Genomic DNA, 22,293 nt, shown 5'->3' with positions numbered 1-22,293 from the left:
CAATGTGGCCTGATTGCGTTTCAAAAAACGCCCCATGCGCCATCTGCGTCAAACTTCGGCCCCCGTGCAAAGCCCTCCTTGTGGGAGAAGGTGGCCTCGCGAAGCGAGGTCGGATGAGGGGTGTTCCAGCTTGGCACCAACAGTGCTCCGGCCAACACCCCTCATCCGTCTCGGCGCTGCGCGCCGATCCACCTTCTCCCACAAGGGGAGAAGGGAAGTCAGAACTCAGCTTTCCGCCGGAACTGCCTTCGGCTTGCCTTCGCCGTCCAGCGCCACCATGACGAAGTCGGCGTGGGTGACCTTCTCCATCAGGTCGGAGAGGTAGCGCTGCGCCCATGCCTCGACCTTGAGCGTCATCGAGGTGCGGCCGACGCGCTCGACATGCGTATAGATGCACAGCGTGTCGCCGATCTTCATCGCCTTGGCGAACGACATTTCCTTCACCGCCGCCGTCACCACGCGGCCCTTGGCACGCTCGGCGGCACGGATGCCGCAGGCCAGATCCATCTGCGCCATCACCCAGCCGCCAAAAATGTCGCCCGCCGCATTGGCGTCCGAAGGCATGGCCAAGGTCCTGAGCGTCAGATCGCCAATCGGCCGCCCGTCCGCGTAATGCACCATGCGCCAAATCCCCTCGATATCGATCTTCTCCCGTATCGGGATGGCACCGATGCGTCAACGCGCTGCCAGGTGCTAGACTGCGCACAGCGAGTTGAGAAAGGCAGCTGACATGAAACTTACCTCTCGCCCTCTGACATCAGATCTATGGCCCGCGCTCGAGGAGCTGTTCGGTGAGAGCGCTGTCTGCAGTCGCTGTTGGTGTATGTACGGGCGGATCGGCAATTCTTATCGAAAGCGACCAGGCGAGGAAAACAAGGCTGCGTTCCGACAAGCCGTCGAGCATGGTCCGCCTCCAGGCGTACTCGCTTTCGACGGCGCTACTGCTGTCGGCTGGTGCCAGGTGACACCCCGCGATGCCGTGCCCTGGCTCGATCGGCTGTGGCAGTTGAAGCGGGTGGATGATGCGCCGGTCTGGTCCTTGTCCTGCCTCTACGTGCGAAAAAAATACCGCCGACAAGGCATCACGTCTCACCTGATCGCAGCGGCGCTGCAAGCTGCAAGGCGCGCAAACGCCCCTGCACTCGAGGCCTATCCTTTTGATGCCGGCGTATCGCCGAGCGCTTCCGGCAGCGGATACGCCTCCACCTTCGCTCGCGCCGGGTTCAGGGTCGTCGCCCGCAGGGTGCCAGCCCGCCCGATCATGCGTTATGATTTCACGCAAAATGCTGATGATGGCGTGTAATGCTGGACCGCTTGGCCACGCGGCAAAGGCCGCTTCGGGCAGGACACCGACTGCAAATGAATTGCCGGTCGCTTTTTTCACAGGCGATGCCGGAAGCTCTGGTGATCGCGGCGGCTTGCGGCGTCTAGGTTGAGCGAGAATTCGGAGCCGGCCGCAGCCATCATGCAGACCTATGATTTCATCATTGTTGGCTCCGGCTCGGCCGGCTCGGTTGTGGCCGAAAGACTGTCGGCTTCCGGCCGTTTCTCGGTTCTGGTGCTCGAGGCCGGCGGCAGCGACCGGCGTTTCTACGTCCAGATGCCGCTCGGCTACGGCAAGACCTTCTTCGACCCTGCGGTCAACTGGAACTACAAGACCGAGCCGGACCCCGGCCTCGCCGGAAATGTCGACCACTGGCCGCGCGGCAGGCTGCTCGGCGGCTCGAGCTCGATCAACGCCATGGTCTGGATTAGGGGCGCGCGCGAGGATTTCGACGCTTGGGCAGCGGCCGGCAATCCCGGCTGGGCCTTCGACGACCTGCTGCCCGTCTTCAAGGCGCTGGAGGACAATCAGGCCGGCGCCGATCAATGGCGCGGGGTTGGCGGTCCGCTGCATATCACCGACTGCTCGACCTCGGTCCATCCGCTGACCAAGCGCTATCTGGCGGCCGCCAGTCAGGCCGGCCTGCCGTTCAATCCGGATTTCAACGGCGCCGCCCAGGAAGGCGCCGGCATCTATCAGATCACGACCAAGAACGGCCGCCGCATGTCGGCCGCCCGCGCCTTCCTGCGCCCGGCGATGAAGCGCAAAAACCTCCGCGTCGAGATCAATGCGCTGGCGACCAGGATCCTGTTCGAGGGCAAGCGCGCCGTTGGCATCGAGTACCTGCAGAACGGTGAGACGAAAACCGCCCGCGCCGGTCGCGAGGTCATCCTGTCAGGCGGCTCGATCGGTTCGCCGCAATTGCTGCAGCTTTCTGGGGTCGGTCCCTCGGCGATCCTTGGCGCCCTCGGCATTGCCGTCGTCCACGCCAACGAGAATGTCGGCGCGAACCTGCAGGACCATGTCGGCATCAACTACACCTTCAAGGGCAGGCTGCCGACGCTCAACCAGATCCTGCGCCCGTGGTGGGGCAAGCTCATGGTCGGCATGCAATACATGCTGATGCGCTCCGGCCCGCTGTCGCTGTCGATGAACAATGCCGGCGGCTTCTTCCGCACCGACCCGGCCGCGGCACGGCCCAACATGCAGCTCTATTTCCAGGCATTCTCGACCGTCATTCCGAAGAGCGGCGAGCGCCCGATCCTGACCCCAGATCCGTGGCCGGGCTTTTCGATCGGCCTGTCCAACTGCCGTCCCTCGAGCCGTGGCGAGATCATGATCCGCTCCGCCAATCCGCGCGACTATCCGAAGATCGTCGCCAACGCCTTTTCGACCGAGGCTGATGTCGCCGAGATGCTGGCGGCGGTGAAATTCTTGAGGAAGATCGCCGCCATGCCGGCAATGGCCGAGATCATCGAGGAAGAGGTGTTGCCGGGCCCGTCAATCACCTCCGACGCGGATATCATCCAGGATTTCAGAAAGCGCTCGGGCACTGTCTACCACCCGGTCTCGACCTGCCGCATGGGGCCGGACGCTGCGCGCGCCGTCGTCGACCCGCGCCTGCGGGTTCACGGCCTCGAAGGCTTGCGCGTCATCGACGCCTCGATCTTTCCCGACAACATCACCGGCAACACCAACGCCGCCGCGATCATGACCGGATGGAAGGGCGCCGAACTGGTTCTGGAGGATCAAAAATGAAAATCACCGACGTCAAAACCTGGGTTGTCGGCAATCCGCCGCCCGGCATCGGCGGCAAGTATTTCATCTTCGTCAAGCTCACCACCGACGGCGGCGTCGTCGGCTATGGCGAGGCCTACAACGCCACCTTCTCCGCCCACGTCACCGCGAGGATGATCGAGGACATGGCCGAACGCTATCTGATCGGCCGCGATCCGCACGACATCGAGAACTTCTTCCGCCGCGCCTATTCGTCGGGCTTCACCCAGCGCCCGGACGTGTCCGGCATGGGCTGTTTTTCGGCGCTCGAAATCGCCTGCTGGGACATCATCGGCAAGGAGGCCGGCAAGCCGGTCTACAAGCTGCTCGGCGGCCAGGTGAACGAAACGTTGCGTTCCTATACCTATCTCTATCCGCACAGCGGCAGCGTCCATTCGGAAGATGCGCGCGGCAAGAACGTCTACAACGACCCCGGCCTGGCGGCCGAATGCGCGCTTGAATATGTCGAGCAGGGTTTTAATGCCGTCAAGCTCGATCCGGCCGGCCCCTACACCGCCTTTGACGGTCACCAGCCGCGCCTCGTCGACATCGATCTCTCCGCCCGCATGATCAAGGCTATCCGCGAGGCGGTCGGCACAAGGGCCGACATCCTGTTCGGCACGCATGGCCAGTTCACCGCATCGGGCGCGCTGCGCATGGCCCGCGCCATCGAACCTTACGACCCGCTGTGGTTCGAGGAGCCGGTGCCGCCCGACATGCCCGAAGTGATGGCGCAGGTGGCGCGCGGCACCTCGATCCCGATCGCCACCGGCGAACGGCTGACGACCAAGTTCGAGTTTGCCCGCGTCATCGAGAACCGCGCCGCGACCATTCTGCAGCCCGACCTTGGCCGCTCCGGCGGCATTCTCGAAACCAAGAAGATCGCCGCCATGGCCGAGGCCTATCACATCCAGGTCGCCCCGCACTGCTATTGCGGGCCGATCGTCGGCGCGGCCAACATCCAGCTTGCCGTGACCTTGCCCAACTTCCTCATCCTGGAATCGCTGAAGCAGTGGGACGGTTTTCACGAAAAACTGCTGAAGAAGAAGATCGAGTGGCAGGACGGCAACGTCATTCCGTCGAAGGAGCCGGGCCTTGGCGTCGAGCTCGACGAAGCCGTCTGCGAAGCGCATCCCTGGACCGGCACAGAGCTGCATCTGCAGATGATGCAGACGCCGTTGACGCCGTGAGCGCGCGCAAGAGATGCGACCGGGTTTCCCGGCCAGGCTCAAGCTCTGCCGTCAGGTAATTGTCACGCGATTCCAGCATGTTGTCCTGGCCGCCTAAATCACGATCGAAGCGACCGGAACCAAGGTCTCAACAGCTTGATTCAATACCTCAGCGTCAGCGCGCCGGGCAGGATCTCGAAGGTCGCCGGTATGCGCCCCGGCGACTCGCCGTCTATGTCGACCAGAGCGCCGTTCTTTTGCACATCGCCGAGCGGTTCGACAACGACTTTCCTGCCGCGCAAAATGGTGATTGCCGGATGGTTGCGATGCCGGCCGCCATAGAGCAGACGGATATCCCAGATCAGCTTCAGCTTGCCAGCCGCGCGCAGGATGACGATGTCGAACTGACCGTCGTCCAGTTCGGCATCCGGCGCGATCATCATGCCGGCGCCGAAGAATTTTCCGTTGGCCACCGCCACCAGGGCGACGCGCGCCTCGACCGGGACGCCATCGTCGATGGTGATCACGACGTCCTGGAACCGGTAGCGCATGAATTCCCACACGGTGCGCCAGTAGAACAGCGCCTTGGCTGACACATTGCCCTTGCGCTTGTCGGCGTTGACCGCGCGGTCGGTGGCGCCCGACAGGCCGAGGCTGGCGATGTTGATGAAATGGCGGCTGGCCAGCGCGCCATGGTCGTCGACATAGGAGATGCGGCCGGCATCGACCCGGCGGGCCTTGGCCTCGGCGATGCGCTTCAGCGTCAGGTCGACCTCACCAGACAGGCCGAGCCCGCGGGCGAAATCGATGCCGGCGCCGCAAGGCAGCAGGCCGAGCTCGGCCGTCCGGCCGCTTTCCGCAAACGCCTGCAGCAGCCCATCGGCAACTTCGCTGGCGGTGCCGTCGCCGCCCGCCGCGATCACCAGGTCGCAGCCGCTGGCGGCAAGGACCAGCGCCAGCCGTTCGGCGTCGCCGGTCGCCTGCGTCTCGCGCAGCTCGAAATCGCCGAAATGTTTCCTGAGCGAAGCGCTGACCTCCGGCCAATGCCGCTTGAGCCAGCCGCCGCCGGCAATCGGATTGAGAACCACCCCGACCTTCAAGAATGCCTCCCCATAGGACAGCAACGACACTGCTGTCCTAAAATCCTTCGCCGGCATTGAAGCCCGCGCCGCAGTGTGGGGCAAGGGCAGAATCCTGCAGCTCGCCGCAGGATGGGCGTGTCCCGCCCCGCATCTCGGCAAAATAAACGCGCCGAGGCAGGCCCTGGTCCCCGATAATCCCGCTATCCACAGGCGCGCAACCGTTTCGCCGAACGCTTATCTCCCCTACATTAAGCCCATCTCAGGCGGCTACCGATTGCCAAGTCGAAAGGCAAAGCGAAACGGCAGATTTCCTGAGGCCCGTACGGCCCCGAACGCAGGCTTGCCTGTTTTGAGGACCGAGACTACGGGGCCGCGGAAAGCGTGCGAACGCCTACGGCGGACCGATGCTGCCATGAAGGACGGCAAAAACCTTCGATGGCGCGCTGGACGAAGCTTGCAAGGGTGGAGACTGGCGAGGTCCCGAACGGACGCTGCCCTCGGGCAGTGGCTGGCAGGACCGTCAACATCAAGGCCGGCATGGCGCGACGTCTTTACGGAAGTTGCTGCCGCGACCGTGTCCTGATCTGACAGGGAGGCGCTGGGAGAAATCCCGGCGCCGACTGTTTTTTGGGCTTCTCTCGCGATTTGACCACCTGTCTCACGCGGTTCGCCCGGAGGGAAGCTTCCTGGTGTTGATTCAGAAGCTGGCAGCAGACCTCAAGTTCGGGCTAACCCGCCGCCGCGTCCGTTGCGCCGATCTTGCGCACCAGCGCCGCCGTCGCCAGCATCGCCCCAATGTCGGCAATGATAGGCGCGACATGCTTGGCGTAGTCGAGCGGCACCGAGATATCGGGCAGCTCGAAAAAATTCCTCGTCTGCGGCAGGAGTAAAAATCCGTCGCTGCCATTGAGCGCGACCCGCGCCGGATCATCAGGCCATGTCTCCTTGAGCCATGTCAGTGCCTGCGCCAGCCGGCCGCTCACCAGCGGCTGCGCCGCTTCGACATTGTCGCTGCGGAAGTCGTAGGCGGCATCGAGCTCGGGCACCCCGCATGACAATTCCTGCATCTTGCTGGCGAACATGCCGCGGAAGAACCCGACGGCCATCTCACTCCGGCGGGCGGCCACCAATATGCCGGGGAACGGCACCATGGTCTCGAAGGCAACGACGATCCCCTTGAATGCTATCGTGCCGCCCGTGCCTTGCCGGAGATCGGCTTCGTAAAGCTCGAACGGAAATCCCTCGTAACGGCCGGATACGATGTCGTCGAAGCGCTTGTTGGTGAACGTGCCGATCGTCTCGCGCGGCAGCCGGTCGAACGAATTCGGCGTCACCTCATGCTCGTAGCGCAGGTCCCTGATGAAGCCGAAGATGATCGGCAGCAGTGTCTTGCGGAGCTGCAACCTGCTCGTCGGCTTGATCGCCTGGAAATAGAGCAGGATCGCCGCCACCAACCCGACGACATAGAGCAACACATGCGGCGTCGAGAGCCATTGCTCGTAGGGATCGGCGATCCTGTTGAAAAGCCAGGCGACAAGCGCCACGAACACCAACACCAGTCCGATGAACAGCGGCACCCGCCAGCGGACTTGCCGGTAGGCCGAAGCCCTTTCGGCCTCGTAGGCCGCGAGATTGCGCTTGATGCCGGCGATGTCAGCTTCATCAGGCATGAAATCCGCTGCTTCCATCGCCATCCCACGCCCCTAACAAACTCATGATAGCCGATTTTATCGACATCTCGACTACAGCACTGAGAGGCAGCGCTCCTCAAGCAGATGTTTGCGCTGCCCCTCATCCGCCTGCCGGCACCTTCTCCCCGTGAACGGGGAGAAGCCCGCTGTCGCTGCGCTGGCGCTCGTTCGGCGAGGCTGTGATTCGTGAAGTCATCAAATGACGGCGTCTTTCTCCCCGTTTACGGGGAGAAATGTCCGGCAGGACAATGAGGGGCAGCGCCATACTTGTGCGATAAGCAACGTGCGACTAGCCCTCACTTACGGCGCTACGGAAAAATCGCAGTCAACCGGCCTTCGACTTTGCTGCGCATTCGGTCCTCCAGCGCCTCGACGGGAACCAGCCGCTCATGGTCGCCGGCGCGCAGCCGCATCAAGGGATGCAGCCGGTAGGCGGCAATGGCGCCACGCGTGCCGGCGTCGGCGCTGATATCGACGGTCAGGATGCTACCGATGCGGCCGGGCCATGGCTGGCGCGCAAAGGCGGTGCCGAGGAAATCGCCGAGCCCATAGGCGACGAGCGCCTTGCCGATCCGCTCCACCGGCTGCACGACATGGGCATGGTGGCCAGCGATCAGCCCGACGTCCTGCGCGGCCAGACGCCGGGCCAGCGCCCGCGTTTCAGCTTGCGGAAAATGCCGGAATTCCCAATCCCAATGTGGCACGGCGCAGGTAAGGTCGACGGCGTCGCGGCGCGGCCATAGTGCGGGGTCGCCTTGCATCGACACACGGCCGGCGAACGCCGCCGCGCCGGCGTTGCGCCACAGTGTGAAGGCGGCGAAGCCTATTGTCAGCGGCCCGACTGCGACGCGTTCGACCGGACCGGCGGCCGCGGTACCGATGCTGCGGATGCCAAGCCGTTCCAGCGCTGCCACGGTCTCGTCAAAACCCTCGACGCCCTGGTCGAGCGCATGGTTGTTGGCGAGCGACAGCACCAGTTTCTCACGCGAGATGCCTACTGACGCCAGCGCCTCGGCAAGAAACCGCTCGGTCATGGCGTGACGGGTGCCAAGCTTCGTGCCCATCGCCGCGCTCGGTCGCTCCACCACCGGGCTTTCGCAATTGCCGATCACCAGATCGGCGGAGCCGAGCAGCGTGGCGATCGCCGGGTCGCATTGCGGCGCGCTGCGATTGGCCACCGCCGAGATATCGCCGACAAAGGCGAACCGCACCGTCCGCGCCGGTGGCGGCTCGATCATGATTCCTGCCGCTGGCGCAAGGCCTTGGCGATCGCCGCTGAGCGAAGGCTTCAAGAAGCGTGGCAGCCAGGACAATTTGTAGGAAAGCGGATAATTCGACACGCGCAGCCTGCACCGGGATGAATGGCCACGGTAGACGATGCGCCCGATATAGCGAAGCGCCTCCGTTCGCAATCGTGCGGCCAGAAGCCCGCAGTAGGCGCAACACACAAGATGCGTATATGGTTGCCGCCGAACGGCATACCGGAGGACCAAGATGACGCGATTTCCGAGCCTGCTGGCATCCGCCCTTCTTCTGCTGCTGCCGGTTGCTTCCGCCGGTGCCGCGGCCCGCGAACCGGCCGCCCTGTTCGAGGCAAAAACCGTAGCCGACCGCGACAGCACGCTTGCTGCGCTGGAAGCCGCTGCGCCCACTGATCCTGCGTCGGCCTACGCCGCCGGCGCCGGCCAGTTCTTCACCGCGCTGGAGATCCTGGCGGGCGGCCTGCACCGCCACGGTTTCGAAAGCCCGCAATCGTTCATGCTGCCGCTGATGCGGCTGCCGGTGCCGGACAATCCCAATCCCGCGCCACTGACCTACGACGGCTTCCGCGCCATCCTGGTCGCCTTCCGCGATCGGCTGGAAAAGTCCGCAGCCACGCTTGGATCCGTGCCTGCCGATGCCGACACCGGCATCGAGGTCGACCTCACCCGTCTCGGCATCGACCTCAACGAGGACGGCCAGATCGCGCCGGACGAAAGTGCCGCCGCGATCATGGCGTCCCTGTCACGCGGCGGCGGTGCGCCAGACCCGGCCGCACCCGCCCTCACCTTCCGCTTCGACCGCGCCGATGGCTACTGGCTGCAGGGCTATGCCGAATTCCTGATGGCGCAGGCGGATTTCTGGCTGGCGCATGACTTCAGCAACGCCTTCGACGGCTCGTTCCACATGCTGTTTCCGCGCGCAAAACTGCCGCTGCAGGACACGCTCGTGCCGCCGGACGGCGGCATGGGCGGCGGCATGTTGTCGGCCGAGTGGCGCATCGCAGACTTCATCTCGCTGGTCCATCTGGTCAACTGGCCGGTGGTCGAACCGGAGCGGCGGCAAGCGGCGCGTAGCCATCTCATGGAGATGATCCGGCTGTCCCGCGAAGACTGGAAGGCGATCCGCGCCGAGACCGACAACGACCGTGAATGGCTGCCCGGCCCGCAACAGAAAGGCGCCAGCCCGCTCACCGGCCTGGAGGTCGGCGAGGAGCAGGTCCAGGCCTGGCACGCCGCGCTTGATATGGCCGAGGACCTGCTCGAAGGCCGCACCTTGCTGCCGCATTTCCGCTTCGCCGACAAAGGCATCAACATGAAGCGCTTCTTCGACGAGCCAAAGCCCTTCGACCTGGTGCTGTCGATCACCGGCCCGGCCATCGCGCCCTATCTCGACAGCGGAAAGATCCTCACCAGCGAAGAGTTCGACCAGATCCGGCGCCAGTTCGGCGGCGCCGGGTTTTTGACCTTTGCGCTGTGGTTCAACTGAGGGCGCGTTCGACATCGCTCCTGACACCCTTGTGTCAGCAGCCTGGTTTCCCCTCGCGCCCCTGGCCACTCCGCTCTTTCCATTTTGGCCGATACCTCCCATATTTGGGGCATGGCCAAACTTCCCGACAAAAAGACGCCGCCGCCGGCGCGTGACGATCGTGCTTCGCCGCCCAAGCGGCGCAGCCCGTTGACCGATTTCCTCGATGCGTCCGAGCCGCTGCACAAGCGCGGTTTTGCCGAGGCGCCGCAGGCTGAATTGTCAGGCCCGCCGCTGACCGGCTCGATCGCCGATTGGGCCGAGCAGATCGAGCAGGAGGCCGAAAAGGAAGGGCGCCAAGTCTCCCCCCTTGAGGGGGAGATGTCGCCGAAGGCGACAGAGGGGGTCGGCAAAGGAAGCGCTCAACATGAGGGCACGTCGAGCCCGGCCGCACCGACCCCACCCGGCGGCTCCGCCGCCACCCTCCCCTCAAGGGGGAGGGAAGTCGCCAAGGCGAAAAAGATCCCTGAACGCTCCTCTTCCCCCGGCCGCACGGCGCGCGGCACCTCCATGGGTGGCGCGGCGTCTGCCAGGGAGCGAACCGCGGCCGGCCTCAATCCGGTCGCCGGCCTCGATGTTTCGCTGGAGGAAGCCGAGACCATGGCCTCCGGCGGCGTCACCGCCACTGTTGCGGCGCTGTCGGCGCTGATCGAATCCGGCAACCCGCTGCACAAGGACGGCGTGCTGTGGACGCCGCACCGCCCGGCTCGGCCCGAAAAATCCGAAGGCGGCATTGCCATCAAGATGGTGTCGGATTTCGAGCCGGCCGGCGACCAGCCGACGGCGATCAAGGACCTTGTCGAGGGCGTCAACGACAACGACCGCACCCAGGTGCTGCTCGGCGTCACCGGCTCGGGAAAAACCTTTACCATGGCCAAGGTGATCGAGGAGACGCAGCGCCCTGCCTTGATCCTCGCCCCCAACAAGACGCTGGCCGCGCAGCTTTATTCCGAGTTCAAGAAATTCTTCCCGGAGAATGCCGTCGAGTATTTCGTTTCCTACTACGACTACTACCAGCCGGAAGCCTATGTGCCGCGGACGGATACCTTCATCGAAAAGGAATCGTCGATCAACGAGCAGATCGATCGCATGCGCCATTCGGCGACGCGCTCGCTGCTGGAGCGCGACGACGTCATCATCGTCGCCTCGGTGTCCTGCATCTACGGTATCGGCTCGGTCGAGACCTACACGGCGATGACCTTCCAGATGCAGATCGGCGACCGGCTCGACCAGCGCGCGCTGCTCGCCGATCTCGTCGCGCAGCAATACAAGCGGCAGGATATCAATTTCGTCCGCGGCTCGTTCCGCGTGCGCGGCGACACGATAGAGATTTTTCCGGCCCACTTGGAAGACCGCGCCTGGCGTATTTCGCTGTTCGGCGACGAGATCGAGGCGATCACCGAGTTCGACCCGCTGACCGGCCAGAAGACCGGCGAATTGAAGAGCGTCAAGATCTACGCCAATTCGCACTATGTGACGCCGCGCCCGACCTTGAATCAGGCTATCAAATCGATCAAGGAAGAGCTCAAGCAGCGGCTGGTCGAACTCGAGCGCGCCGGACGCCTGCTCGAGGCGCAGCGGCTGGAGCAGCGCAGCCGCTTCGACCTCGAGATGCTGGAAGCCACCGGCTCCTGCGCCGGCATCGAGAACTATTCGCGCTATCTCACCGGCCGCCAGCCGGGCGATCCGCCACCGACCCTGTTCGAGTACATCCCCGACAATGCGCTGGTCTTCATCGACGAAAGCCACGTCACCATACCGCAGATCGGCGGCATGTATCGCGGCGACTTTCGCCGCAAGGCGACGCTGGCCGAGTACGGTTTCCGCCTGCCGTCCTGCATGGACAACCGGCCGCTGCGTTTCGAGGAATGGGACGCGATGCGCCCGCTTTCGGTCGCGGTTTCGGCGACGCCCGGCGCCTGGGAGATGGAGCAGTCCGGCGGCGTCTTTGCCGAGCAGGTCATCCGCCCGACCGGCCTGATCGATCCGCCGGTCGAGGTGCGCCCGGCCAAGACCCAGGTCGACGACGTCGTCGGCGAAATCCGCGAAACGACGAAGGCCGGCTACCGCACGCTGGTCACCGTGCTGACCAAGCGCATGGCCGAGGACCTGACCGAGTATCTGCACGAGCAGGGCATTCGCGTCCGCTACATGCACTCCGACATCGACACGCTGGAGCGCATCGAGATCCTGCGCGACCTGCGCCTCGGCGCCTTCGACGTGCTGGTCGGCATCAACCTTTTGCGCGAAGGCCTCGACATCCCCGAATGCGGCTTCGTCGCCATTCTCGATGCCGACAAGGAGGGTTTTTTGCGCTCCGAAACCTCGCTGATCCAGACCATCGGCCGTGCCGCCCGAAACGTCGACGGCAAGGTCATCCTCTACGCCGACCAGGTCACCGGCTCGATGGAGCGGGCGATGGCCGAGACCAACCGCCGGCGCGAAAAGCAGATGGAGTGGAACGCGGCCAACGGCATCACCCCGGAATCGGTCAAGTCGCGCATCTCCGACATCCTGGACTCGGTCTACGAGAAGGACCACGTCCGCGCCGACATCTCGCAGTTCACCGACAGCGCCGGCGCGATGATGGGCAACAATCTGAAAGCCCATCTCGACGCGATGGACAAGCAGATGCGCGACGCCGCCGCCAATCTCGACTTCGAGAAGGCGGCCCGCATCCGCGACGAGATCAAGCGGCTGCGCGAGATGGAACTGTCCATCTCCGACGATCCGCTGGCCAAATATGCCGATATGGAAAGCCCGGTTTCGGGCCGCGAAAAGGGCAAGCACAACAAGGGCCGCGCCATCCACCGCACGGTGGATGATGACGGCAAGGGTCTGTTCCGCAAGCCCGCGCTCGACGAGATGGGCGCCGACGGCGCCGTGCCGGTCAAAAAGCCGCTCTTCGCCAAACCCTCGCTCGACGCGATGGGTCCGGGCACCGACATGCCGACGCCGGCCGGGGCGGTGTCGCGCTCGCTGTTCAAGAAACAGTCGGCCGAAGAGGCGCACGGCTCGGATTTCGGCATACCGGGCGAGCCGATCAAGCCGCTGTTCAAGAAGAACTCGCTCGACGAGATGACGGTGCGACGGACTGAAAAGCCTGTTGAGGGAAAAGTCCCGGCCAAGCCACAGCCGATCTCCCCACCTGTGGGCGCGAAGGAACGCGACGGTTCGGCCAAGCCAGTTGTCCGCCAGCGCGCCGGCATCGGCTCCTACGAAGATCCAGCCGATGCCCGCCGTGAAAAGCGCCGGCCGGGTAAGACGGGCAGGCCGGGACGGTAGCGAGCTTCCCTTCTCCCCTTGTGGGAGAAGGTGGCCGAGCGAAGCTCGGTCGGATGAGGGGTGTTCCAGCTTGGCAAAAGCGGTGCTCCGTCCAGCACCCCTCAACCGTCTCGGCGCTGCGCGCCGATCCACCTTCTCCCACAAGGGGAGAAGGGATGCGCCCGCCCTTGCCATCGGCCCCTCCCTTGGTGTAGCCAGTTCTACAACTCGAACGTCTTGAAAGGAGGGGCTGCGTGTCTTTCAACCACCACCGTCAGCGCGGCCCTGTCCCTGCCCTGCGAGCTTGCTTGCAGGGCTGACCAGAGACGGTCCGGGTTCTCCCGCTTCGATTTTCTTGGTCCTGCCCTTCGTGGTGCTGTAACGCCGAGCCTGATGGCCAGCCTGCGCACCGTCAAAGTGCATCGAACCGGAATTCATTCCGGGCAGACCAGAGAAACCAACATGGCCCTGATCAGCCTCAAGTCCCTCGGCGTCACCATGAGTGCGCCGCTCTTTTCCAACCTTGCCCTCAGCATCGGCACCGGCGACCGGCTCGGCATCGTCGCCGCCAATGGCCGCGGCAAGTCCACCTTGCTGAAGTGCCTGACCGGCGAGATGGAGCCGACATCCGGCGACATCACACGCACGCGCGGCCTGCGCGTCGGCTATGTCGAGCAAGCCATTCCCGCAGCATTGGCCGAGCACGGCTTTCAGCAGGTGGTGGCCGACGCCTTGCAGGCCGAGCAGGCCGAAAGCGAGCAATGGCGCGTCGATGTCGTTCTCGATTCACTCGACGTGCCGCAGCCGATGCGCGAGCGGCCGATGCGGGCCTTGAGCGGCGGCTGGCAAAGACTGGCGCTGATCGCCCGCGTCTGGGTCACCGATCCCGATGTCCTGCTTCTCGACGAGCCGACCAACCATCTCGACCTCGCCAAGATCAGCCAGCTCGAAACCTGGCTGAACGCACTGCCGCGCGAGGTGCCGGTGGTGATCGCCAGCCACGACCGGGCTTTCCTCGACGCGACGACCAACCGGACGCTGTTCCTGCGCCCCGAGCAGTCGCCGGTATTTTCGCTGCCTTATTCGCGGGCACGCGATGCGTTGAGCGAAGTCGACGCCTCGACCGAGCGCAAATTCCAGCGTGACATGAAGGTGGCGCAGCAATTGCGCCGGCAGGCGGCCAAGCTCAACAACATCGGCATCAATTCGGGCAGCGACCTTTTGACGGTCAAGACCAAGCAGCTCAACCAGCGCGCCCAGCGCCTCGAGGAGGTCGCAGCACCGGCGCACCGCGAAAAATCGGCGGGCGCGATAAAGCTCGCCAATCGCGGCACCCATGCCAAGGTGCTGATCACGCTTGACGACGTGGCGGTCGAAACGCCTGACGGCACGCTGCTGTTCAGGACCGGCAAGCGCCACATCTGCCAAGGCGACCGCATCGTGCTGCTCGGCCGCAACGGCGTCGGCAAGTCGCGGCTGATCAGCCTGATCAGAAATGCCGTCGTCGAGCCGGAGACGGCAACACAAGGCGTGAAGGTGACGCCGTCGACGGTGCTCGGCTACAGCGACCAGGCATTGTCGGGCATCAGCGGCGACGACACGCCGCTGGCGATGCTCTCGCGCAGATTCGATGTCGGCGAGCAGCGCGCCCGCTCGCTGCTCGCGGGCGCAGGCGTCCGCATCGACATGCAGGAGCGCAGGATCGGCGTGCTGTCGGGCGGACAGAAGGCGCGGCTGATGATGCTGGCGCTCAGGCTTGCCAATCCCAACTTCTACCTGCTCGATGAGCCGACCAACCATCTCGACATCGACGGCCAGGAGGCGCTGGAGGCAGAATTGCTCGGCCATCAGGCGAGCTGCGTGCTGGCATCGCACGACCGCTCCTTTATCAGGGCGATCGGCAACCGCTTCTGGCTGATCGAGAAGCGGCGGCTGGCCGAGATCGACAGCCCGGAGGATTTCTTCCGGGAGGTCGCCCGGACGGCAGGTTGAGTGATTTGGCGGCAGGATGTCTGTCGATGATCTCTGGCAGGTGTGATCTGACCACGAAGGGGCCGCTTGCTCGGCTGAGCGGCCCTTCTGAATGCCCTTCATAGGTGGAGCAGTAACGCCCCGGATGGAGATAGACACTTATGACGACGTTCCGACGCGTCAGCGCGACCTTCAGATCACAAGAATTTCGTATCACACTATGAGACGCTTCCTTGACTTCCGAGACGTATCATGTGATGGTACGCTTCCTGGAGACGGCAGATGATCCGTTCGTTCAAGGACAGGACCAGCGAGGCGGTTTCGAAAGGCAAGGCTCCGAAGGGCTTCCCCTCTGATCTTGTTCGTTCGGCTCAGCGTAAGTTGTTCATGATCGACAACGCCGCTGAACTGGCGGACCTGAAGACGCCGCCCGGCAACAGGCTTGAACCGCTGAAAGGCAATCGTACCGGTCAGCATTCAATTCGCATCAACGATCAGTTCCGCGTCTGCTTTCGGTGGGTGGACGGGCAAGCAGAGGATGTCGAAATCACCGACTATCACTGACCTAGGGCTCGATACCACGATGCACGACGCATGATCATCGCTTTCCTTGGCAATTAACTGTTGTCAACCGCTCACTGCCAGGAGCTTGTAATGTTGTACTTTGACACCCCGATCCACCCCGGAGAAATCCTTCGAGAGGAATTTCTTGTTCCGCTTCGTCTGAAGCCTTACACGCTGGCCAAAAAGCTGCATGTTCCGCGCACGCGCATCGAGCGCCTAGCCAGCGAGACGACACCGGTAACTCCCGACACCGCGCTGCGCCTTGCCAAGTTCTTCGGAACAACGCCGCAGTTTTGGATGAACATGCAGTCCAGTTACGATCTCGCGGTAGAGGGCGAAGCCAAGAAGGCCGAACTCGACGCAATCGAGCGGATGGAAGCTGCTTGAGATCATCGACGGTGGAGTGAATCCGGTCCTGCGGCAAAAAAATTCCAGCGCTCTGTCGGATCATGGCCGCGCGCCACGTCCTTGGGATGCCGACACGGTGATGCCGGCGCCAATCGAGGAGAGAGCATCATGTCTATTCTGTCATCCGTAGGCCGCATAGCGACCCGTTACTCAGCGGCGCGCGCCCGCTACCGCAGCGAGCGTGCCATCCTTTCGTTGCCGATCGAACTGCGCAAAGACATCGGCTGGCCGGAAATCGTCATCGACGCACAGAACAGCCCGCGGATTGGCCTGGCTCCTTGACAAGGGGGCTCCTTGACAAGGGCGGCCGTCGCACGCTCGGCATCAAAAAAACAGCAGCGGCCATGTAGGATCGCCGCCGCTTCATTCGTCCTGTGATCCGCAAGGTCAAACCAAACGCAGAGAGGAGCAAAAAGATGAACGACCAGCCCCAAACCCAGCCTAAAGCGAAAGTCCTCGGCGGATTGACGCCCTACCTTCAGCTGGACGGCGCCTTCAAGGCTTCGGAATTCTATCAGAAGGCCTTCGGCGCCGAGCAGGTCATCTTCTACCCGCCGGACGAGCAGGGCCGGACGATGCACATCCATCTCCACATCAACGGTTCGACCTTGATGATTTCCGACTTCTATCCCGAGCACGGAATGGCCCCGGTGAAGCCGCAGGGCTTCACCATGCAGCTGCATCTCGGCAGCGACGACATCGACGCCTGGTGGCAGCGCGCCATCGATGCCGGTTGCAAGGTCGGCACGCCGCTGCAGGTGATGTTCTGGGGCGATCGCTGGGGTCAGTTGACTGATCCCTTCGGCGTGGAGTGGGCGATGAACGCGCCAGTAAAGGCAGCGTAGCGCCTCCTTTCCTTCTCCCCTTGTGGGAGAAGGTGGCCGAGCGAAGCTCGGTCGGATGAGGGGTGTTCCAGATTGCAATGACGGCACTCCGTCCAGCACCCCTCAACCGTCTCGGCGCTGCGCGCCGATCCACCTTCTCCCACAAGGGGAGAAGGAAAATCCAACCCAAGGAGAACCACAATGTCCTATGTCGATGGTTTCGTACTCGCCGTACCCAAGGCGAATCTCGATGCCTACAAGAAAATGGCGCAACTGGGCGGCACCGTCTGGATGGAGCATGGCGCGCTCGCCTATGTGGAGTGCATTGGCGACGACGTGCCCTATGGCGAAATGACCTCGTTCCCGCGCGCCGTGCAGGCCAAGGACGACGAGATCGTCGTCTTCTCGTGGGTCGTCTATGAATCGCGGCAGAGCCGCGATGCGGTCATGGCCAAGGTGATGGCCGACCCACGCTTGAAATCCGACTGGTCGGCGATGCCGTTCGACGGCAAGCGCATGATCTTCGGCGGCTTTCAGCCCTTCCTCGAGCTGTAGGCCCGCAACGCATTACGCCAGCCGGTCGAGCAGTGGCTTGAGCCGCTCGCCATAGCGCTTCCACAGATCGACCGAGCCCTGGTACATCGGCTGGCGCACCTGCGCCGCCGACGCCGTGCGCACCGGCCGGTCGGTCTCGTGGAACGACAGCACTGCATCGTCCCATGGCAGGCCGAGATAGGCGATCAGCGCCCGCGTCTGCCCTTCCTGGTCGGCAACGAAATCCTCGTAGCGCACATCATGCACGACATCAGGCAAAACGGTGCGCCAATGCGCCATGATGTCGGTGTAGAGATTGTGGAAATCGGCAAGCTCGCCGAGGTCGTAGCCGTAGCGGTGGCTGTCGCCGCGGAAATGCACCTTGTAGATCGACAGGCAGGTCGCCGCCGCGTCGCGCGCGCAATGGATGATCTTGGCCTTGGGCAGCATCAGATGGATGAAGCCGACCAACAGGAAATTGCCGGGCATCTTGTCGGTGACATGCCGGAAACCCGGATAGCGGGCGTGCAGCAGGTCCAGATAGGCCTGGCCTGCCTCGGCAAAGGCCTTGTCGGGCATGTCGGCGATCCCGCTGGGGAAACCGCCCTTCATACCAGGCGGAAACTGTTTTCCCACCGCCGTCTTCAAAATGCCGAGCTCGCCCGCGCCATAGACTTGGCGGTGGCTGGCGATGATCTGCTCGACAAGCGTGGTGCCGGAGCGCGGCATGCCGACGACGAAGATCGGCGTGTCGTCGGCAATCCCGCTCGGTCTGTGGTTATCGAAGAAGGCCTTGTCGAACACCGCCTTCATCGTTTCGAATTCGGCGCGTGTCTTGTCCGCATCATAGTCGATGCCCATGCGGCGGATGGCATTGCCTTCGGCGAAATAATCGAAGGCACGGCCATAATCCTTCAGGTCGTCATTGGCCTTGCCGAGGCCGAACGAAAGCTGCATGCGCGCCAGGCTGCCGTCCGGCGCCTTGGCGTGCTGCGCCTCCATCCCGGCAAGCTCGGCGTCGCGCTCCTGCTGGTGCTTGACCTGGGTGAGCAGCAGCCAGGCCCTGGCCATGCCGGGATCGACCGCCAGCGCCTGCCGGAAATGCTCCGCTGCCTCTGCGAGGCTGCCCTTCTCCATCAGCCCGACGCCCAGACCGTGCAGCAGGTCGGCGTCCTTCGGCCGAATTGCCAATGCTTCGCGGAAGACGGCGAGCGCCTCGTCGAGCCGCCCAGCCTCCTGCAGCGTCTCGGCAAGCCCGATGCGGGCGCGGACATGGAACGGATTGCGGCCGATGGTGCCGCGATAGATCTCCTCCGCGCCCTCGAACTGGCCGAGTTGCTTCAGCGAGGAGCCGAGATTGTCGCGCGCCGCGAGTTGCTCCGGCCGGATTGCCACCGCGCCACGGAAGAAATCAACGGCTGCACCGACACGGCCGAGGTCGCGCATCACCGTGCCGAGATTGTTGAGGAAATCTGGATTCTTGGGTTGCAGGCGCACCGACTGCTCGAGGAGATCAAGTCCTTCGGCGCTGCGCCCGGTCTGGTGCAGCAGCAAACCGAGGAAATGTGCTGCCGCCGCATGATTGGCCTTTTGCGCCAGCACCTGCCGGTAGAGCATCTCGGCTTCCTGTCGGCGCCCCGCCTGATGCAATTGCAGTGCCTGCTGCACGCGCTGGTCGAGCCCCAGCGGCGGCTGTCCGCCTGAGCCGAAATTGCCGCCCGCGCCTGCCGGTCTTCTCGGATCTCTGTTGATGGGAAACCTGCCGTGTTTTGTCCGCCTGCCGCGATCTAAGCCATCGGCGCGGCAGGTTCAAGGGTTCGCAGGCCAGCTTGCCGGAAATCCTGGGTTCATGGGCCGGCCGTGTCAGATCAGGCGGTTGGTCTCCGCAACCTGTCTGGCCCGCCGCAGCGTGCCGTCGGTATCGGCGATCCTGCGCCTTGCTGCCTCGTCACTTCGTATCGTCAGCCGTGCCGACACGACTTTCGCAGGCCCGGCGACCTGCTTGACAATCGGCTTGATGGTTACGGTCGAACCATTAGGTGTTTTCACGGAAACCATGATTTTTCCTTTCAGATATAAATAAAAATCGATGCCTGGATGAATTTTTCCGGCACAATCTCAAACAATTCTTGTGAAGTTTCCGGACTGTATCACCATTTCCCTAATAGCCCTAGAAAAGTAAATTTACGACAAGGTCGGCGACGGGCGGGAATCTTCTTGAATAAACCGCATTTTGGGATTAATGAATTGAGATCGTTTTTTGGGCCAAGCTTGGCATCTCGCGGCGTCAGAAGTTCTCGACCCGCCAAACTCATTCCAGATCGCCGATACCCAAATTGCCGATACCCAAATTGCCGAACAGGGACCCACGACCTTAAGTCCCGGTGCCGCAAGCGGGCACCATCTTGTCGGATCCAAGACGCACTTCGAGGCACGAGAATGTCTGGCCGAACTACCCATTCCATCGCGCATTTCGAGGCACCGTTCATGATTGGCGGCCTGGACGGACAATTGCCGGCCGGCGACTACGACATCGACCATGATGAGGAGCTTGTCGATGGCATCTCGTGGCTTGCCTGGCGCCGTGTCGCCACATTCATCCACCTGCCGGCAAGGACGGTGAAAAGCCAGACCAGCCAATTGGTCGCCATCGACTTCGCCGAACTCGAAACCGCGCTGAGGCGCGACCAGGAGAATGCCGTATGATCCGCTTCCAGCAGAACGCGCGCCCGCGCACCGACACGCCAGCGCATCTTTTCGCGATCGGCCAGACCGTTCGCATGAAGAGTCGCACCGGCCTTGTCCAGAAGACCGCCGAGCTGTTCCAGATCAAAAGCAGGCTGCCGGTCAAGGACGGCTCGCCGCAATACCGCATCCGCAGCGACGAGGAGACCCATGAGCGGGTCACCACGGAAGACAATCTCGAAGTGGCCGACGATCCAAACAGCTAGCCGCCCATCAACCGTCGCCACCATGTTCACCAATCACGAGGGACCAGGAAATGGCCAAGGGTCAACAGCGCAGCAACCGCGAGACACGCAAGCCCAAGAAGGACAAGACGGCGGCAAAACCGGTCTCCCCCTTCGGCTCGGCTGTGAAGCAGGCGGAAGCCGGTTTGAAACCGAAGTCCAAGGGCTAGCGGCAAACGGATGAGCAGCCCTGCATTCATCCAGCCATCGCGGGCCAGATTAAAGATCACGTAATTTCGAAGCCCTATAAGGTCCGCTGGAACCGGGCCCGATCACGGTTGGCTGCCTGGCGGGCCGCGCGCGAAATCGTCGCTCGCAGCCGAAGGCAGGGAGGCGCACATGGACAGGTCGCGCATCATCGTGACTGCGGTGGTGCTGGCCCTGCTCGGGGCGATAGTGCCCATCGCGGCGATGTTCCACTTTTCATGGGTCCTGGCGGTTCAAGAAGAACACGAGCGGCTGGAGCTGTTCGCCAACCGCGCGATCGCCAGGGCCAGCATATCCCTCAAGGATGCAGCCGGCGCGTTGCGGGAGATCGACCGGTTCACCGGCGACCGCTGTTCGGTGGACCACATTGCCCGCATGCGGCGGCTCACCATCAACACGCGCTCGATCGAAGAAATGGGCTACTTCGAAAACGGCCTGCTCAAATGCACATCCTGGGGACCGACCGAAGGAAGCGTTGCGCAAGCCGCACCGGATTTCACCGCTGCAGACGGCGTTGCCGTCACTGCCCGGATACGGCCCCTGGCCAACCAGGACCATCCGCTGATGGCCCTGCACTACAAGCGCCATAATGTCCTTATCGACCCCCTGCGCTTTGTCGACATCGTCGTCGATCCCGACGTTCAGCTTGCCCTGGCGACAAACACGGGCGTCCTGCTCAGCGCGCTGAACGGGCCTGATCCTGCCCGCATCGGCAAGATCATCGCCGATCCGGGCAAAGGCCTGGATGACGGTCATCTGTTTGCCGCGGTGCGCGGGACGGACTGGATCGCCGTCGCCACCGAACCGGAAAGCCAGATTGTCGACAGCGTGCGTAGGCGGCAATTGCTGTTGCTTCCCCTCGGCGCTTTCATCGCCGCCTTCATCATCGGCATGGTTGTCTGGCTGTCACGGCGGCGGCTGTCGCCGCTTGGAGAATTGCAGATCGCCGTGCGTAAGCACGAGTTTATCGTCCACTATCAGCCGATCGTCGCGCTCAGGACAGGTAATTGCGTGGGTGCCGAAGCGCTGGTGCGCTGGAGACGACCCGACGGCTCGCTGGTCCGGCCCGATCTTTTCGTCCCGCTGGCCGAAGAGAGCGGCCTGATCGCGGCAATCACCGACCAGATCATCGCCCTTGTTGTTTTGGACCTGAAAAAACTTCTTGTCGCCAATCGTTCGCTCCACATCGCGATCAATCTCAGCCCGGCCGACGTCAGAACGGCAAGGTCCTTCCGGTCATCGAAAAGGCCCTGCAGCACACCGGAATTCAGCCTCGGCAGATCTGGCTGGAGGCGACGGAGCGCGGTTTCGTCGACGTCGATTCAGCGCATTCGACCGTCATTCGCGCCCGCGAGCTTGGCCATGCGGTCGCAATCGACGACTTCGGCACAGGCTATTCGAGCCTGTCCCATCTCGAGGGCCTGCCGCTCGATGCGCTGAAGATCGACAAGTCGTTCATCGACACGATCGCTACGGATTCCGCCACCAGTTCCGTCACGCCGCATATCATCGACATGGCCAAGACGCTGAAGCTGAAGATCATTGCCGAGGGCGTGGAGACGCAGGCACAGGTCGACTATCTGATGGAACGCGACGTCGACTATGGTCAGGGTTGGTTGTTTGCCAAACCTATGCCCGCGGCCGAGTTCATCGCCTATTGCCGCAAGGCCAGGCTGCCGGCGTAGAAGCAAGAGCCGCCAGTTGCCGTCGCGCGGCTGCGCCC

20 protein-coding genes and 1 pseudogene are annotated in these 22,293 nt (G+C 63.3%); 15 read left to right on the top strand and 6 right to left on the bottom strand.

The genetic code is table 11. The features are described 5' to 3' along the window. Positions 1-225: 225 nt before the first annotated feature. The gene (locus tag AC0L2A_RS23375) at positions 226-621 is read right to left on the bottom strand and encodes an acyl-CoA thioesterase (protein WP_027151084.1); all 396 of its coding nucleotides are present in this window, start codon (positions 619-621) and stop codon (positions 226-228) included. A gap of 109 nt (positions 622-730) precedes the next feature. On the opposite strand from AC0L2A_RS23375, the gene AC0L2A_RS23370 reads away from it, so the two are divergent. From AC0L2A_RS23370 to AC0L2A_RS23360, 3 genes are all read left to right on the top strand, one after another. After that, complete coding sequence (locus AC0L2A_RS23370) at positions 731-1,303, top strand: GNAT family N-acetyltransferase (RefSeq protein WP_473610849.1); 573 nt, start codon at positions 731-733, stop codon at positions 1,301-1,303. A gap of 162 nt (positions 1,304-1,465) precedes the next feature. Further along, positions 1,466-3,082 (top strand): GMC family oxidoreductase, encoded by a 1,617-nt coding sequence (locus AC0L2A_RS23365; RefSeq protein ID WP_473610856.1) that lies wholly within the window; start codon positions 1,466-1,468, stop codon positions 3,080-3,082. Continuing rightward, on the top strand, positions 3,079-4,290 hold the full coding sequence (locus AC0L2A_RS23360) for a mandelate racemase/muconate lactonizing enzyme family protein (protein ID WP_473610848.1): 1,212 nt from the start codon (positions 3,079-3,081) through the stop codon (positions 4,288-4,290). Before AC0L2A_RS23365 ends, AC0L2A_RS23360 begins: the two co-directional genes overlap by 4 nt. Positions 4,291-4,430: 140 nt before the next feature. Here AC0L2A_RS23360 and AC0L2A_RS23355 read toward each other — a convergent pair whose 3' ends face one another. From AC0L2A_RS23355 to AC0L2A_RS23345, 3 genes are all read right to left on the bottom strand, one after another. After that, a complete protein-coding gene (locus tag AC0L2A_RS23355) occupies positions 4,431-5,369 on the bottom strand; it encodes a diacylglycerol/lipid kinase family protein (protein WP_473610847.1) in 939 nt (312 codons plus the stop codon). A gap of 710 nt (positions 5,370-6,079) precedes the next feature. After that, the gene (locus AC0L2A_RS23350) at positions 6,080-7,039 is read right to left on the bottom strand and encodes a hypothetical protein (RefSeq protein WP_473610855.1); all 960 of its coding nucleotides are present in this window, start codon (positions 7,037-7,039) and stop codon (positions 6,080-6,082) included. Positions 7,040-7,350: 311 nt separating this feature from the next. Then, positions 7,351-8,382, bottom strand: a complete 1,032-nt coding sequence (locus tag AC0L2A_RS23345) for a CapA family protein (RefSeq protein ID WP_473610845.1) — start codon at positions 8,380-8,382, stop codon at positions 7,351-7,353. Positions 8,383-8,536: 154 nt separating this feature from the next. On the opposite strand from AC0L2A_RS23345, the gene AC0L2A_RS23340 reads away from it, so the two are divergent. The 8 genes from AC0L2A_RS23340 (at position 8,537) to AC0L2A_RS23305 (ending at position 17,415) form a co-directional block, all read left to right on the top strand. Next, positions 8,537-9,790, top strand: a complete 1,254-nt coding sequence (locus tag AC0L2A_RS23340; RefSeq protein ID WP_473610844.1) for a hypothetical protein — start codon at positions 8,537-8,539, stop codon at positions 9,788-9,790. A 111-nt stretch (positions 9,791-9,901) separates the two neighbouring features. Further along, complete coding sequence (gene uvrB / locus AC0L2A_RS23335; protein WP_473610843.1) at positions 9,902-13,114, top strand: excinuclease ABC subunit UvrB; 3,213 nt, start codon at positions 9,902-9,904, stop codon at positions 13,112-13,114. A gap of 441 nt (positions 13,115-13,555) precedes the next feature. Beyond that, positions 13,556-15,085, top strand: a complete 1,530-nt coding sequence (locus AC0L2A_RS23330) for an ABC-F family ATP-binding cassette domain-containing protein (RefSeq protein WP_473610841.1) — start codon at positions 13,556-13,558, stop codon at positions 15,083-15,085. Between the two features lie 261 nt (positions 15,086-15,346). Continuing rightward, positions 15,347-15,628, top strand: coding sequence for a type II toxin-antitoxin system RelE/ParE family toxin (locus AC0L2A_RS23325; protein WP_473610840.1), 282 nt, complete (start codon positions 15,347-15,349; stop codon positions 15,626-15,628). Positions 15,629-15,718: 90 nt separating this feature from the next. Continuing rightward, the gene (locus AC0L2A_RS23320; RefSeq protein ID WP_473508336.1) at positions 15,719-16,015 is read left to right on the top strand and encodes a HigA family addiction module antitoxin; all 297 of its coding nucleotides are present in this window, start codon (positions 15,719-15,721) and stop codon (positions 16,013-16,015) included. A 129-nt stretch (positions 16,016-16,144) separates the two neighbouring features. Further along, a complete protein-coding gene (locus tag AC0L2A_RS23315; protein ID WP_164547136.1) occupies positions 16,145-16,318 on the top strand; it encodes a hypothetical protein in 174 nt (57 codons plus the stop codon). A gap of 134 nt (positions 16,319-16,452) precedes the next feature. Further along, positions 16,453-16,881 (top strand): VOC family protein, encoded by a 429-nt coding sequence (locus AC0L2A_RS23310; protein WP_473610839.1) that lies wholly within the window; start codon positions 16,453-16,455, stop codon positions 16,879-16,881. A 180-nt stretch (positions 16,882-17,061) separates the two neighbouring features. Beyond that, the gene (locus AC0L2A_RS23305; protein ID WP_473610837.1) at positions 17,062-17,415 is read left to right on the top strand and encodes a DUF1428 domain-containing protein; all 354 of its coding nucleotides are present in this window, start codon (positions 17,062-17,064) and stop codon (positions 17,413-17,415) included. Positions 17,416-17,427: 12 nt separating this feature from the next. Here the strand turns inward: AC0L2A_RS23305 and AC0L2A_RS23300 are convergent, their stop codons facing one another. After that, entirely contained in the window at positions 17,428-19,011 is a 1,584-nt protein-coding gene (locus AC0L2A_RS23300) for a tetratricopeptide repeat-containing sulfotransferase family protein (protein ID WP_473610836.1), read from the bottom strand. 246 nt (positions 19,012-19,257) lie between these two features. Next, positions 19,258-19,452 carry a hypothetical protein gene (locus AC0L2A_RS23295; protein ID WP_091598363.1) on the bottom strand — a complete coding sequence of 65 codons (195 nt, stop codon included), beginning with the start codon at positions 19,450-19,452 and terminating at the stop codon, positions 19,258-19,260. Positions 19,453-19,833: 381 nt separating this feature from the next. Here AC0L2A_RS23295 and AC0L2A_RS23290 point away from each other — a divergent pair, with 381 nt between their 5' ends. From AC0L2A_RS23290 to AC0L2A_RS23275, 4 genes and pseudogenes are all read left to right on the top strand, one after another. After that, a complete protein-coding gene (locus AC0L2A_RS23290; RefSeq protein WP_091598366.1) occupies positions 19,834-20,100 on the top strand; it encodes a hypothetical protein in 267 nt (88 codons plus the stop codon). Next, the gene (locus AC0L2A_RS23285; RefSeq protein WP_027151070.1) at positions 20,097-20,345 is read left to right on the top strand and encodes a hypothetical protein; all 249 of its coding nucleotides are present in this window, start codon (positions 20,097-20,099) and stop codon (positions 20,343-20,345) included. The genes AC0L2A_RS23290 and AC0L2A_RS23285 overlap by 4 nt, the downstream gene beginning before the upstream one ends. 50 nt (positions 20,346-20,395) lie before the next feature. Next, the gene (locus tag AC0L2A_RS23280) at positions 20,396-20,533 is read left to right on the top strand and encodes a hypothetical protein (protein ID WP_167366538.1); all 138 of its coding nucleotides are present in this window, start codon (positions 20,396-20,398) and stop codon (positions 20,531-20,533) included. 169 nt (positions 20,534-20,702) lie between these two features. Beyond that, positions 20,703-22,255: pseudogene (locus AC0L2A_RS23275) on the top strand (EAL domain-containing protein). Positions 22,256-22,293 lie beyond the last annotated feature (38 nt).

Source organism: Mesorhizobium sp. WSM4844 (assembly GCF_055811775.1).
The sequence above is the reverse complement of the archived record's forward strand: the minus strand, read 5'-3'. Positions and strand labels throughout refer to the sequence as shown.

What these genes read in the sequence shown, in the direction of transcription:
- AC0L2A_RS23375 (WP_027151084.1), bottom strand. Translation starts at nt 621, where the DNA reads ATGGTGCATTACGCGGACGGGCGGCCGATTGGCGATCTGACGCTCAGG.
- AC0L2A_RS23370 (WP_473610849.1), top strand. Translation starts at nt 731, where the DNA reads ATGAAACTTACCTCTCGCCCTCTGACATCAGATCTATGGCCCGCGCTC.
- AC0L2A_RS23365 (WP_473610856.1), top strand. Translation starts at nt 1,466, where the DNA reads ATGCAGACCTATGATTTCATCATTGTTGGCTCCGGCTCGGCCGGCTCG.
- AC0L2A_RS23360 (WP_473610848.1), top strand. Translation starts at nt 3,079, where the DNA reads ATGAAAATCACCGACGTCAAAACCTGGGTTGTCGGCAATCCGCCGCCC.
- AC0L2A_RS23350 (WP_473610855.1), bottom strand. Translation starts at nt 7,039, where the DNA reads ATGGAAGCAGCGGATTTCATGCCTGATGAAGCTGACATCGCCGGCATC.
- AC0L2A_RS23340 (WP_473610844.1), top strand. Translation starts at nt 8,537, where the DNA reads ATGACGCGATTTCCGAGCCTGCTGGCATCCGCCCTTCTTCTGCTGCTG.
- uvrB (WP_473610843.1), top strand. Translation starts at nt 9,902, where the DNA reads ATGGCCAAACTTCCCGACAAAAAGACGCCGCCGCCGGCGCGTGACGAT.
- AC0L2A_RS23330 (WP_473610841.1), top strand. Translation starts at nt 13,556, where the DNA reads ATGGCCCTGATCAGCCTCAAGTCCCTCGGCGTCACCATGAGTGCGCCG.
- AC0L2A_RS23325 (WP_473610840.1), top strand. Translation starts at nt 15,347, where the DNA reads ATGATCCGTTCGTTCAAGGACAGGACCAGCGAGGCGGTTTCGAAAGGC.
- AC0L2A_RS23320 (WP_473508336.1), top strand. Translation starts at nt 15,719, where the DNA reads ATGTTGTACTTTGACACCCCGATCCACCCCGGAGAAATCCTTCGAGAG.
- AC0L2A_RS23315 (WP_164547136.1), top strand. Translation starts at nt 16,145, where the DNA reads ATGTCTATTCTGTCATCCGTAGGCCGCATAGCGACCCGTTACTCAGCG.
- AC0L2A_RS23310 (WP_473610839.1), top strand. Translation starts at nt 16,453, where the DNA reads ATGAACGACCAGCCCCAAACCCAGCCTAAAGCGAAAGTCCTCGGCGGA.
- AC0L2A_RS23305 (WP_473610837.1), top strand. Translation starts at nt 17,062, where the DNA reads ATGTCCTATGTCGATGGTTTCGTACTCGCCGTACCCAAGGCGAATCTC.
- AC0L2A_RS23300 (WP_473610836.1), bottom strand. Translation starts at nt 19,011, where the DNA reads ATGCTCTACCGGCAGGTGCTGGCGCAAAAGGCCAATCATGCGGCGGCA.
- AC0L2A_RS23295 (WP_091598363.1), bottom strand. Translation starts at nt 19,452, where the DNA reads ATGGTTTCCGTGAAAACACCTAATGGTTCGACCGTAACCATCAAGCCG.
- AC0L2A_RS23290 (WP_091598366.1), top strand. Translation starts at nt 19,834, where the DNA reads ATGTCTGGCCGAACTACCCATTCCATCGCGCATTTCGAGGCACCGTTC.
- AC0L2A_RS23285 (WP_027151070.1), top strand. Translation starts at nt 20,097, where the DNA reads ATGATCCGCTTCCAGCAGAACGCGCGCCCGCGCACCGACACGCCAGCG.
- AC0L2A_RS23280 (WP_167366538.1), top strand. Translation starts at nt 20,396, where the DNA reads ATGGCCAAGGGTCAACAGCGCAGCAACCGCGAGACACGCAAGCCCAAG.